Source organism: Azohydromonas aeria (genome assembly GCF_009760915.1).
Taxonomy (GTDB): domain Bacteria; phylum Pseudomonadota; class Gammaproteobacteria; order Burkholderiales; family Burkholderiaceae_C; genus Azohydromonas; species Azohydromonas aeria.
This window is the reverse complement of the sequence record NZ_VIDQ01000138.1, coordinates 1-11,186: the sequence shown is the minus strand read 5'-3', so window position 1 is coordinate 11,186 and position 11,186 is coordinate 1. Positions and strand designations below refer to the sequence as shown.

12 protein-coding genes are annotated in these 11,186 nt (G+C 70.5%); 2 read left to right on the top strand and 10 right to left on the bottom strand.

Annotated elements, in window-relative coordinates:
- The first annotated feature begins 137 nt into the window (after positions 1 to 137).
- Positions 138 to 1,304: a HupE/UreJ family protein gene (locus tag FJ694_RS35155; RefSeq protein ID WP_157272167.1), complete on the top strand. Its 1,167-nt coding sequence runs from the start codon at positions 138 to 140 to the stop codon at positions 1,302 to 1,304.
- Positions 1,305 to 1,412: 108 nt separating this feature from the next.
- Positions 1,413 to 1,823 carry a hypothetical protein gene (locus FJ694_RS35150; protein ID WP_232540367.1) on the top strand — a complete coding sequence of 137 codons (411 nt, stop codon included), beginning with the start codon at positions 1,413 to 1,415 and terminating at the stop codon, positions 1,821 to 1,823.
- A 13-nt stretch (positions 1,824 to 1,836) separates the two neighbouring features.
- On the opposite strand, the gene FJ694_RS35145 is transcribed toward FJ694_RS35150, so the two are convergent.
- The 10 genes from FJ694_RS35145 to FJ694_RS35100 form a co-directional block, all read right to left on the bottom strand.
- Positions 1,837 to 2,664, bottom strand: coding sequence for a DUF429 domain-containing protein (locus tag FJ694_RS35145; RefSeq protein WP_157272166.1), 828 nt, complete (start codon positions 2,662 to 2,664; stop codon positions 1,837 to 1,839).
- Positions 2,665 to 2,672: 8 nt separating this feature from the next.
- Positions 2,673 to 3,143, bottom strand: coding sequence for a PIN domain-containing protein (locus FJ694_RS35140; RefSeq protein ID WP_157272165.1), 471 nt, complete (start codon positions 3,141 to 3,143; stop codon positions 2,673 to 2,675).
- Entirely contained in the window at positions 3,140 to 3,421 is a 282-nt protein-coding gene (locus tag FJ694_RS35135; protein WP_157272164.1) for a hypothetical protein, read from the bottom strand. Before FJ694_RS35135 ends, FJ694_RS35140 begins: the two co-directional genes overlap by 4 nt.
- Positions 3,422 to 3,515: 94 nt before the next feature.
- Positions 3,516 to 4,466 carry a 2-hydroxyacid dehydrogenase gene (locus FJ694_RS35130; RefSeq protein WP_157272163.1) on the bottom strand — a complete coding sequence of 317 codons (951 nt, stop codon included), beginning with the start codon at positions 4,464 to 4,466 and terminating at the stop codon, positions 3,516 to 3,518.
- A 44-nt stretch (positions 4,467 to 4,510) separates the two neighbouring features.
- Positions 4,511 to 5,482 (bottom strand): Bug family tripartite tricarboxylate transporter substrate binding protein, encoded by a 972-nt coding sequence (locus tag FJ694_RS35125; RefSeq protein WP_157272162.1) that lies wholly within the window; start codon positions 5,480 to 5,482, stop codon positions 4,511 to 4,513.
- 76 nt (positions 5,483 to 5,558) lie between these two features.
- Positions 5,559 to 6,530, bottom strand: a complete 972-nt coding sequence (locus FJ694_RS35120; protein WP_157272161.1) for a Bug family tripartite tricarboxylate transporter substrate binding protein — start codon at positions 6,528 to 6,530, stop codon at positions 5,559 to 5,561.
- 50 nt (positions 6,531 to 6,580) lie between these two features.
- Complete coding sequence (locus FJ694_RS35115) at positions 6,581 to 7,795, bottom strand: alpha-hydroxy acid oxidase (protein ID WP_232540366.1); 1,215 nt, start codon at positions 7,793 to 7,795, stop codon at positions 6,581 to 6,583.
- Positions 7,796 to 7,947: 152 nt separating this feature from the next.
- Complete coding sequence (locus FJ694_RS35110; protein ID WP_157272160.1) at positions 7,948 to 9,231, bottom strand: glycerate kinase type-2 family protein; 1,284 nt, start codon at positions 9,229 to 9,231, stop codon at positions 7,948 to 7,950.
- Between the two features lie 21 nt (positions 9,232 to 9,252).
- A complete protein-coding gene (locus tag FJ694_RS35105; protein WP_157272159.1) occupies positions 9,253 to 10,158 on the bottom strand; it encodes a 2-hydroxy-3-oxopropionate reductase in 906 nt (301 codons plus the stop codon).
- A 72-nt stretch (positions 10,159 to 10,230) separates the two neighbouring features.
- Positions 10,231 to 11,025: an HpcH/HpaI aldolase family protein gene (locus FJ694_RS35100; RefSeq protein WP_157272158.1), complete on the bottom strand. Its 795-nt coding sequence runs from the start codon at positions 11,023 to 11,025 to the stop codon at positions 10,231 to 10,233.
- Between the last annotated feature and the right edge of the window lie 161 nt (positions 11,026 to 11,186).

Here is an 11,186-nt window from a genome sequence, read left to right as displayed (position 1 = left end):
CAACGTCACGCGCCAGCGCGAGCCGCTGGACCTGCTGCTGCTGGCCCGCGCCGCGCGCGCCGCCGGCGACGCCGCGGCGCTGGCGCAGGCGCGCACCCTCGTGGCCGAAGTGGGGCTGCATGACCGGCGGATCGACGATGTGCTGGGACGCTGAGACGCCGCCGGGCACGGCGCGCCGCATCGGCCGGCGGCTGGCCGCCGCACTCGCCGCGCTGCTGACCGTCGTCGCGGCGCCCGCCCTGGCCCACAAGAACAGCGACGCCTACCTGCAGCTGCAGGCCACGGCGCAGGGCCTGGACCTGCGCTGGGACATCGCGCTGCGCGACCTGGACAACGCCGTGCCGGTGGACGCGGACGGCGACCGCGACCTGACCTGGGGCGAGGTGCGCGCCGCCTGGCCCGCGCTGGCGGCGCATGCGCGCGAGCGCATCGCCGTGCCCGGCTGCGCGCTGCAGGGCACGGGTGAGCCGGCGCTGGAGCGGCGCAGCGACGGCGTGTACGCCGCCCTGCGCTTCGCGGCCGTGTGCGCGCCGCCGGCGGGGCTGCCCATCGACTACCGGCTCTTCGCCGGGCTGGACGCGAACCACCGCGGCATCGCCCGGCTGTTGCATCCGGACGGCCGGGTCGAGGTGCGCGTGCTGGAGCCCGGCGCGGCGGGGGCTGCCGCCGGGTCGGCAGCGGACGCCGCGCAAGCCGCCGGCACCAGCTTCGTGCGCGAGGGCGTGTTCCACATCGTCACCGGCTACGACCACCTGCTGTTCCTGCTGTGCCTGCTGCTGCCCGCGGTGCTCCAGCGCACGCCGCGGGGCTGGCGCCCGGTGGCCTCGGCGCGCCAGGCGCTGGTGCCGGTGGCGGCCACGGTGACGCTGTTCACGCTGGCGCACAGCCTGACGCTGGCGCTGTCGGCGCTGGGCGGCGTGAGCCTGCCGGCGTCGCTGGTCGAGCCGGCGATTGCCGCCACCATCGCCGTGGCGGCGCTGGACAACCTGCGCGGTTTCTTTGGGCGCGCGCGGGGCTGGGTGACGTTCCTGTTCGGCCTGGTGCACGGCTTCGGCTTCGCCGGCGTGCTGCAGGAGGTGGAGCTACCGCCGGCGGATTTCGGCTGGGCGCTGCTGCGCTTCAACCTGGGGCTGGAGCTGGGCCAGCTGGCGATCGTGGCGCTGGTGGTGCCGCTGCTGTTCCTGGCGCGCCGGCGCGGCGGCTACGAGCGCTGGGTGCTGCGCGCCGGCTCGGCCGGCGCCGTCGGCGTGGCGCTGCTGTGGTTCGTCGAGCGCAGTGCCGGCATCGGGCTGCTGCCGGTGTAATCCCGACCCTGAAATCCGGGAGGGCCGAGGGCAAATACCGTTCCACCCGGGCGGACGAGTTCACCCCCTCCACCGGCCGCCCCCGCCGGCACGATTTCACGAATCTCCATGGCTGCCTACATTCTCGCTCCGGCACGCAGCCGTGCCCCGCCGCAGCAACTCCCTGGAGATATTCAAATGAAGCCGATTGCCCTGTTTGCCGCCACCGTCGCCGTCGCCCTGCTCTCCGCCTGCGCCTCGCGGCCGGAATCGATTCACGCCTCCTACGTTTCCCACGAAAAATATACGCACCTGAGCTGCGCCGAACTGGCCACCCGGAAAACCGATACCCGCGCCGAACTCGACAAATATTCCCGGATGCAGGATTCGAAGGCCAATACCGACGCGGTCGGCGTATTTTTCCTGGCCTTGCCCTTTAGCAAGTTGTCGGGCGATCACGAAGGCGACGTGGCGCGGCTGAAAGGCGAGGTCGAGGCCATCGACACGGCGCAGGTGAAGAACCGCTGCAAGAGCGTCTGAGCTTTTCTTCGCCTCAAGGGCCCGGCGGGATGGCGCCGACGATCCAGCCTTCCACCGGGTCGAATCCCGCGGGCAGTCCCCAATCGTCCCGGCCGCCGGCCCAGGCGGTCTGCAGCAGGCACAGCACGGCGTCGAGCCGGTCGCCGCTGGCGTCGGCGATGAGCGCGTCGTGCTGGGCCGGCGTCAGTTTCAGGCGCAGGCCCAGGCTGGTGCGGCCCTGCTCCAGCGCCGCGACGATGTCCTTGCGCGCGATCAGCCGCTCCGGCGTGTGCTTCACCGGGTCGTCGTTCTTGTAGGAGCGCCGCCCGATCAGCTCCCGCGCCAGCAGCCCCGGATAGGCCTCCAGCGCCACGCGACCGCGGTCGCCGTCGAGCAGTCCCGGCAGGTGCACGCCGGCATCGAGCAGCAGTGGCACGCCCGCGTGCAGCATGTAGGCCACGGGCGGATTGACCCATTTCATCGAGCTGCTGGAGCCCGCCGGGCCATCGGTGGAGCGGTGCGCAAACTTCCCGCCCACCGGGCGCGCGGCGCAGAAGGCGGCGAAGGTGTCGCGGATGGTGCTGCGCTCCAGCGCCGCGTAGTGGCGCATGAGCGCCAGCCAGTCGGTGGGCCAGCCCAGCTGCTCGACCAGCTCGCGCGGCAGCCCGAACGGGAAGTCGAAGCCGCCGACCCAGGGCCCGGGCTGCTTCAGCCACTCGCCGAAGCCCTCCAGCGTGTCAAAGGCGTGCAGCGCCTGCAGCCGCACCGTGGTGCCCGCGGCCTGGCCCTGGGCCACGACCACGGGCTTGCGGCGGCTTGGGCGGCTGGAGAAATCGACGCCGATGGCTTCGTGGACGGGCATGAGAGCCTTCAGGAAGCGGCGTCCCGCAAGTGATTGAAATTGATGGCCTTGGCGCCACGGCTCAGTGCCGCGAGGAACAACGGCAAATCGACCGTGATGAGCGGCACGCCCGCATCACACAGCTCAAGCAACGTGCAATCCGTCAGTCCGAGGCGAGGCAATTCAGCTGATGCCGTGGCCTGGATACCAGGCACATACCGCTCTTCGGCCTCGGGGCGTTGAAGCAAGGCACGCAAAAACCGGTAGATATGTCCCCGGGCTGGTTCACCAATATGGTCGATGAGGTTTGATGTCTCGGTCAGCGTGTTGGGCGTGAGCACCAGGGTGGAAGCAACGGACAATTCCTGCAACAGCAAATCAAAATCAGCGACATCAAACGCTTTCAGGCGCTTGTGCCTGGCTATGTAGCCGCGTGACGCACTGCCCACGACAAACAACAACAGCAGATTGCTGTCGATCGCGACTGAAATGCCCGTCATGCCGGGACGTCACGGTTTCTGACCGATAGAACCTTGCTGGTGGCATCCTCGATTTGAACGACCTTGAATGCACGCTTGGCATAAAGGTTCTGTCCGGCAATGGCAGCCAGCGCACCCCGCGGCTGGTCCCAAGGTCGCGAGAAACCCAGCGTCACGCTCCAGACGCCCTTGCTTTCGTCGTAATCGACCTCTTCCAGCCCGAGGTTCTCGATGGCCTCGTCAGCGAACAAGTCGGCAATCTGGTGCTTGGCTTGGGCGACGACGGTTTTCACATCCATGGACAGGCTCCGGGGCGGGGACTCGGGTGTCCGGGGATGGTAGCGCCGCCTCCACCCGCACCGACCGTGGCGGGTAGAGGCGGTATGGCAGCGCTCAGGCCATCGCCGCCACCCTGGGCCGCCCCTCGCTGAAGAACGTGTGCAGGTTCTCCAGCACCAGCTCCGCCATGGCCTGGCGCGTCTCGTGGGTAGCGCTGGCCACGTGAGGCAGCAGCACCACGTTGTCGAGCTCGAACAGCGCTTCGGGCACGTGCGGCTCGTCCACGAACACGTCCAGGCCGGCGCCGGCGATGCGCTTCTCCCGCAGGTATTGCACCAGCACCGGCTCGTCCACCACCGTGCCGCGCGCGATGTTGACCAGGAACCCCTTCGGCCCCAGCGCGTCCAGCACCTCGGCCGAGACCAGGTTGCGGCTCTCCGCCCCGCCGGCCGCGGCGATCACCAGGAAGTCGGCCCAGCGTGCCAGATCCACTAGGCTGGCCTCGTAGCCGTAGGCCACGCCCTCGGCCGGGCGGCGGTTGTGGTAGCGGACCTCCATGTCGAAGCCCGAGGCGCGCCTGGCGATGGTGCGGCCGATGCGGCCCAGCCCGACGATGCCCAGCTTCTTGCCGCTTACGCGCGTGGCCAGCGGGAACTTGTCGTTGGGCCAGGCGCCGCGGCGCACGAAGCGGTCGGCCTCGGACGCGCGCCGCGCCACGTCCAGCAGCAGCGTGAAGGCGGTGTCGGCCACGCAGTCGTTGAGCACGTCGGGCGTGTAGCCCACGGCGATGCCGCGGCGCCCGGCGTACTCCACGTCGATCTTGTCCAGGCCCACGCCGAAGCTGGAGATCACCTTCAACGCCGGCATCGCGTCGATGCCGGCGTTGTCGATGCCGATGGCCGCCGAGGTCACGGCCGCCACGAACTCGCCGCCGTGTTCGGCGAGGTACGCCTTCGGATCGGGCTGCTGCGCCAGCAGCACCACGTCGTAGCGGTCGGCGAGCTGCTGCTCCAGCCACGGCATCAGGCGGCCGAACTGCAGCACGCGCGGTTTTTCACTGCTCATCCATCGTTCTCCATCGTTCATCGGTTCACCGGATTCACCCGTGCTCACTCGATCTTCACTCCGCCCTGCGCCACCACCTTGGCCCAGCTGGCGCGCTCGCGCTCGAAGAAGGCGGTGAACTCGGTGGGCGTCATGGTGTGGACCTCGGCGCCCTGGCCGCTCAGGCGCTGGCGCACTTCGGGCGAGCGGATGATGCGCGTGAGCTCGGCCGAGACCTTGCTGAGCACCGCTGGCGGCGTGCTGGCCGGCATCAGCACGCCCTGCCAGGTGCCGGACTCGAAGCCCTTGACGCCCTGCTCGGCGATGGTGGGCACGTCGGGCAGCAGCGCCACGCGCGTGGCCTTGGACACGCCCAGCACCTTGAGCTTGCCCGCCTGCACCATGGGCAGCGTCGCGAGCATGCCGTTCATCAGCACGTGCGCCTGGCCGGCCACGGTGTCGTTGATGGCCTGCGAGCCGCCCTTGTACGGGATGTACTCCCACTTCGCGCCGGTGGCCTTCTCCACGCCCACGCCGGCCACGTGCGGCGCGCTGCCGATGGCCGTCACGGCGAAGTCGATCTTCTGCCTCTTCGACAGCGCCACCAGCTCCTGCAGGTTGGAGGCCGGCACCGACGGGTGCACCACCAGCAGGTGCGGCGAGTAGGCCAGCATGGTCGCGCCCTTGAGATCCTTGCTCGGGTCGAAGGGCAGCCGGCCGTACACCGAGGCCGTGATCGCCAGCGCGCCCACGTCGCACAGCAGCAGCGTGTGGCCGTCGCTGGACTTGGCGACGAGGTCGGTGCCGGTGTTGCCGTTGGCGCCGGGCTTGTTCTCGATGATCACCGTCGTCTTCAGCGCCTCCGACAGCGGCTGGCTGATGGCGCGGGCGATGATGTCCGAGGAGCCGCCGGGCGGGTACGGCACCACGATGCGCAGCGGTTTCGTGGGCCAGGACTGGGCCTGGGCGGCGGCGCCAGCGGCAACGGTGGCCAGGGCGGCGGCGGCCAGGGCGTGGACGGTGGTCCTGCGATTCATGGGCGGGTCCTTCGTTGTTTCACTGCGGGAGCGGCAAGAAAAAGCCGGCGCTGCGGCCGGCCTGGAACGAACTCATTCACTCGATCTTGATGTTGGCCGCCTTGATGAGCTGCGCCCACTTGGCGATCTCGGCCTTCTGGAACGCGGCGAAGTCGCCGGTGCCCATCTGCCCGGGCTCCATGCCCAGCTTGCCCAGCCGCTCCTTCACGTCGGGCTGGGCCAGGATCTTGTTGATCTCGTCGTGCAGCCGCTGCTGGATCGCCTTCGGGGTGCCGGCGGGCGCGAAGATGGCTTGCCACGACACCACCTCGTAGCCCGGCACGGTCTCGGCCACGGTGGGGACATTGGGCATGTTGGGCAGGCGCTTGGCGGACGTGACGGCCAGCGCGCGCAGCTTGCCCGACTCGACGTGCGGGCCGGCCACCACGGTGGTGTCGAACATCATGTCCACCTGCCCGGCCATCACGTCCTGGATCGCCGGGGCACTGCCCTTGTAGGGGATGTGGTCGATGCCGATGCCGGTGTTGAACTTGAGTAGCTCCAGCGCCAGGTGCTGCGAGGTGCCGTTGCCGGCCGAGGCCGAGGTCATCGGCTTCTTCGCCTTGCCGGCGGCGACGACGTCGGCCACGCTCTTGTAGGGGCTGTCCTGGCGCGTGACCAGCAGCACCGGGTTCGTGCCGATGAGCGCGATGGGCTCGAAGGACTTCACCGGGTCGTAGCCCAGCTTCGGGTAGAGGCTGACGTTGATGGCGTGCGAGCTGATGGTGCCGCCCAGCAGCGTGTAGCCGTCCGGCGCGGCGCGCGAGACCTGCTCCGAGCCGACGCCGCCGCCGGCGCCAGCCTTGTTGTCCACGATCACCGTGGTGCCCAGCGCCGGGCCCAGCTTCTGCGCGATCAGCCGCGCCAGGATGTCGCTGGTGCCGCCGGCCGGGAAGGCGACGACGTAGGTGATGGGTTTACTGGGCCACTTGTCCTGCGCCTGCGCGGCCATGGGCAGCGCGGCGGCCAGCGCCAGGGCGGCGGCGAGGGCTCTGCGGGTCGGGTTCATCGTTTGTCTCCTGTCGTTCGTGCTCGTGCACGGTTTGTGGTGGATTCGGTTCAGCCCTGGCGGCGCAGCAGGTGCCGCGGCCCCAGCTCGGACAGCCGGTTGATGCCCAGCAGCCCCATGTCGGCATGGACTTCGGCGCGCAGCAGCGCCAGCGCGTGCGCCACGCCGGCCTCGCCGCCGACGGCGGCGGCGTAGTTCATGGGGCGGCCGACGAAGACGGCGCGCGCGCCCAGCGCCAGTGCCTTGAGCACGTCGGTGCCTCGCCTGAAACCGCTGTCGGCCATGACCACCACCGGGCCCGCGGCCTCGGCGATGGCCGGCAGCACGCGCAGCGGCGACACCGCGCCGTCGAGCTGGCGCCCGCCGTGGTTGGAGACGATCACGCCGTCCACGCCGGCGGCGCGGGCCAGTTTCACGTCCTCGGGATGCAGCACGCCCTTGAGCACGAGCGCACCCCGCCAGCGGCGACGGATGTCCTTCAGCGCTTCCCAGTCCAGGTGCTCGCGGCCGGAGAAGTCGCGCGTCACGTCGCGCGCCACCAGCGGCGCGCCGCGCTCGGCCCCCACGTTCTCGAAATGCGGCATGCCGTGCGCGAGCAGCGTGCGCAGGAACACGCCCACGGCCCAGCGCGGGTGCGTCAGGCCGTCCCACAGCAGCCGCGCGTCGGGGCGCAGCGGCGTCCTGAAGCGGTTGCGCACGTTGTTCTCGCGGTTGGGCACCACGGCGGAGTCGATGGTCACGACCAGCACCGGCGCGCCGGCCGCCTGCACCCGCTCCACCAGCCGCGCCGTGGCGGCCGGGTCACGGCCCAGGTAGGCCTGGAACCAGGTGCCGGGTGCTTGGTGAAACACGTCCTCCATGCGGATCAGCGAGGAGCTGCTCAGGATCATGGGCACGCCCGCGGCGGCGGCCGCGCGCGCCTGCGCCAGGTCGCCGCGGTACGCCGTGAGCGCGCTGATGCCCATGGGCGCGATGCCGAAGGGCGATCGGTAGCGCGTGCCGAACAGCTCCACCGACTGCTCGCGCCGCGACACGTTCACGAGCATGCGCGGCAGGAACGCCCATTCCTCGAACGCGGCGCGGTTGTCGCGCAGCGAGGCATTCGTTTCAGTCGCGCCCGACACGTAGCCGAACAGCGGCCGCGGCAGCCGCGCGCGCGCCGCGGGCTCGAAGTCGTCCAGGCACAGGAAGCGCTGCAGCGCGCGCGGCGGCGCGGCCTTTCCTGTTTCCGTTCGCCCTGAGCTTGTCGAAGGGCTTGGCGCCAAGGGAGCAGTCTCCGGGCTGAGCTCGTCGAAGCCTTCGCCATGCCGGCGTGCCAGCGCCTGCCCTTCGACGGGCTCAGGGCGAACGGGAAGTTGCTGTGCCGGCATGGAGCGGGAGCCGACAGCCATGGCGTGCCGTGTTGGCCTCGATCGACTCAGCCCCGGGCCGGCGCGTCGATGACGATGGCCCGGAAGTCGTTGACGTTGGTCAGCGTCGGGCCGGTCACGACCGAGTCGCCCAGCGCCTGGAAGAAGCCGTGGCCGTCGTTGTCGTCCAGGCTCTTGCGCGGGTTGATGCCCTGCGCCCAGGCGCGCGCCAGCGTGTCCGGGGTGCAGACGGCGCCGGCGATCTCCTCGGCGCCGTCCACGCCGTCGGTGTCGCCCGCCAGCGCGTGCACGCCGGGCAGCCCATCCAGCGCCACCGCCATCGACAGCAGGCACTCCACGTTGCGCCCGCCACGGCCCTGGCCGCGCAGCGTCACCGTGGTCTCGCCGCCGGTGAGCAGCACGCAGGGCGTCTGGAACGGCTGGCCGTGCACGGCCACCTGGCGCGCGATGCCCGCGAGCACCTTGCCCACGTCGCGCGCCTCGCCCTCCAGGCTGTCGCCCAGGATGTATGGCGTCACGCCCGCCTCGCGCGCCACCGCCGCGGCGGCTTCCAGCGCGATCTGCGGCGCGGTGACGATGCGCGTCTCGCAGCGCTGCAGGCGCGGGTCATCGGGCTTGACGCTCTCGCTCTCCTCACGCGCGAGCCACTCGCGCACCGCGGCCGGCACCTCGATGCGGTAGCGATCGACGATGGCCAGCGCGTCGGCACGCGTGGTGGGGTCGCCCACGGTCGGGCCCGAGGCGATGTCCATGGGGTTGTCGCCGGGCACGTCGGAGATCAGCAGGGTCAGCACCCGCGCCGGGTGGCAGGCGGCGGCCAGCCGCCCGCCCTTCACGGCCGACAGGTGCCGGCGCACGCAGTTCATCTCGGAGATCGAGGCGCCGCTGGCCAGCAGTGCCTTGTTCACGGCCTGCTTGTCCTGCAGCGTCAGCCCCGGCGCGGGGCCGACCAGCAGCGCCGAGCCGCCGCCGGAGATGAGGGCGATGACGAGGTCGTCCTCGGTCAGGCCCGAGACGAGCGCGCGGATGCGCTCGGTGGCCTGCAGCCCGGCCGCGTCGGGCACCGGGTGCGCGGCCTGCACGATCTCGATGCGCTCGCACGGCACCTCGTAGCCGTAGCGCGTGACCACCAGCCCCTCGACCGGGCCGCTCCAGTGCTGCTCGAAGGCACGCGCCATCTCCGCCGACGCCTTGCCGGCGCCGATGACGATGGTGCGGCCCTTGGGCGGCTGCGGCAGGTGCGGCGGCAGGCAGCGCGCGGGCTGCGCGGCGGCGATGGCCGCGTCGAACATCGAGCGCAGCAGGGCGCGGCGGTCGGGGGTGGTCGTCATGCGGCGCGCTCCTTCGTCGGCTCAGCCCTGGGCCACCTCGTGGTTGCCCATGATCTCCAGCGCGCGCACCAGCGCCGAGTGGTCGAGGTCAGCCATGCCGTTGGCGGCGAGCACCTGCATCAGCTGCGCGGCGCCGGCCGTCTGCGGCAGCGCCAGGCCCAGCTCGCGCGCGCCCTGCAGCGCCAGGTTCAGGTCCTTCTGGTGCAGCTTGATGCGGAAGCCCGGGTTGAAGGTGCGCTTGACCATGCGCTCGCCGTGCACCTCCAGGATGCGGCTCGAAGCGAAGCCGCCCATCAGCGCCTCGCGCACCTTGGCCGGGTCGGCGCCGGCCTTGCTGGCGAAGATCAGCGCCTCGCCCACGGCGGCGATGTTCAGCGCCACGATGATCTGGTTGGCCACTTTCGTGGTCTGGCCGTCGCCGTTGCCGCCCACCAGCGTGATGTTCTTGCCCATCTTCTCCAGCAGCGGGCGCACCTTCTCGAACACCGCCGGGTCGCCGCCGCACATGATGGTCAGCGACGCCGCCTTGGCACCCACCTCGCCGCCGGAAACCGGCGCATCGACGTAGTCGGCGCCCAGCGCGTTGATCTTCTGCGCGAAGGTCTTGGTGGCCATCGGCGAGATCGAGCTCATGTCCACGATCACCTTGCGCGCACCGCCCTGCGCGCCGCCGGCCTGCAGCGCGGAGGCCACGCCGTTCTCGCCGAAGAGCACCGCTTCCACGTCCGGCGTGTCCGGCACCATGGTGAAGACGATCTCGGACTGCTGCGTCACTTCCGCGGCATTGGCGCAGGCCTTGGCGCCGGCGGCCGTCACGGCCTCGGGCACGGCGCCATGCGTGTTGACGAAGAGCTGGTGCCCGGCATTGACCAGGTGCAGCGCCATCGGGGCGCCCATGATGCCCAGGCCGATGAATCCGATGTTCATGTGTTTCTCCTTGACTGGTCGTTGCGAGCGGCAACCACTCGGCCGCCGCCCGGAAATCGGGTTGAAGGGGTATCAGTAGCCGCTCGTGCCGCCCGCGGCCGGCTTCATTTGCGAGCGCATCGCCCCCAGGATCTGCTGCGACCCCGCGGCAATGAGGCGGGCATCGGAGCTGACCGTGACGAACTGAAAGCCCTTGGCGATGCGCGCCAGCGCCACGTCGGCGCGGCCGTTGTGGATGCCTGCGACCACGCCGTGCGCCTTGGCGCGCTCCAGGATGTGGTCCACCGCCTCGGCGGCCTTGGGGTCCAGGTCGTCGAAGGTGGGCGTGCAGCCCAGCGACAGCGACAGGTCCGACGGGCCGATGTAGATCGCGTCCAGCCCTTCGACCGAGAGGATGTCGTCCAGGTTGTCCAGCGCCTGGGCGGTCTCGATCATGGCGAAGCGCACGATGGTGTCGTTGGCGTGCGCGGGGTAGTCCGCGCCGCCGTAGTACAGGGCCCGCACCGGGCCGAAGCTGCGCACGCCGCGCGGCGCGTAGCTGGTGTAGGCCACGAACTTCTGCGCGTCCTCGCGGGTGTTGACCATCGGGCAGATCACGCCGTAGGCGCCCGCGTCCAGGATCTTCATCAGGATGCCGGGCTCCAGCCACGGCGCGCGCACCACCGGCACGGTCTCGGTGGTGGAGATGGCCTGCATCATCTGCACCATGGCCTGGTAGTCCACCACGCCGTGCTGCACGTCGATGGTCAGCGTGTCCCAGCCCTGGTGGGCCATGACCTCCGAGGCGAAGCTGTTGGGAATGGCCAGCCAGCCGTTGATGGCGGCGCCGCCGGATTTCCACAGCGTGCGCAGGCGGTTTTCTCTCATGGGGACTGCTCCTTGTTGACTCTTAGATCCTGGATTCAGCGCACCAGGCAGGGCCGCTTGTTGTCGAACTTCCAGCCCGGCACCAGGTACTGCATGGCGATGGCGTCGTCGCGCGCGCCCAGGCCGTGCTGCTGGTACAGCGCGTTGGCCTTCATCACCGC

What these genes read in the sequence shown, in the direction of transcription:
- FJ694_RS35120 (WP_157272161.1), bottom strand. Translation starts at nt 6,530, where the DNA reads ATGAACCCGACCCGCAGAGCCCTCGCCGCCGCCCTGGCGCTGGCCGCC.
- FJ694_RS35105 (WP_157272159.1), bottom strand. Translation starts at nt 10,158, where the DNA reads ATGAACATCGGATTCATCGGCCTGGGCATCATGGGCGCCCCGATGGCG.
- FJ694_RS35125 (WP_157272162.1), bottom strand. Translation starts at nt 5,482, where the DNA reads ATGAATCGCAGGACCACCGTCCACGCCCTGGCCGCCGCCGCCCTGGCC.
- FJ694_RS35140 (WP_157272165.1), bottom strand. Translation starts at nt 3,143, where the DNA reads ATGACGGGCATTTCAGTCGCGATCGACAGCAATCTGCTGTTGTTGTTT.
- FJ694_RS35100 (WP_157272158.1), bottom strand. Translation starts at nt 11,025, where the DNA reads ATGAGAGAAAACCGCCTGCGCACGCTGTGGAAATCCGGCGGCGCCGCC.
- FJ694_RS35110 (WP_157272160.1), bottom strand. Translation starts at nt 9,231, where the DNA reads ATGACGACCACCCCCGACCGCCGCGCCCTGCTGCGCTCGATGTTCGAC.
- FJ694_RS35145 (WP_157272166.1), bottom strand. Translation starts at nt 2,664, where the DNA reads ATGCCCGTCCACGAAGCCATCGGCGTCGATTTCTCCAGCCGCCCAAGC.
- FJ694_RS35135 (WP_157272164.1), bottom strand. Translation starts at nt 3,421, where the DNA reads ATGGATGTGAAAACCGTCGTCGCCCAAGCCAAGCACCAGATTGCCGAC.
- FJ694_RS35130 (WP_157272163.1), bottom strand. Translation starts at nt 4,466, where the DNA reads ATGAGCAGTGAAAAACCGCGCGTGCTGCAGTTCGGCCGCCTGATGCCG.
- FJ694_RS35150 (WP_232540367.1), top strand. Translation starts at nt 1,413, where the DNA reads ATGGCTGCCTACATTCTCGCTCCGGCACGCAGCCGTGCCCCGCCGCAG.
- FJ694_RS35155 (WP_157272167.1), top strand. Translation starts at nt 138, where the DNA reads ATGTGCTGGGACGCTGAGACGCCGCCGGGCACGGCGCGCCGCATCGGC.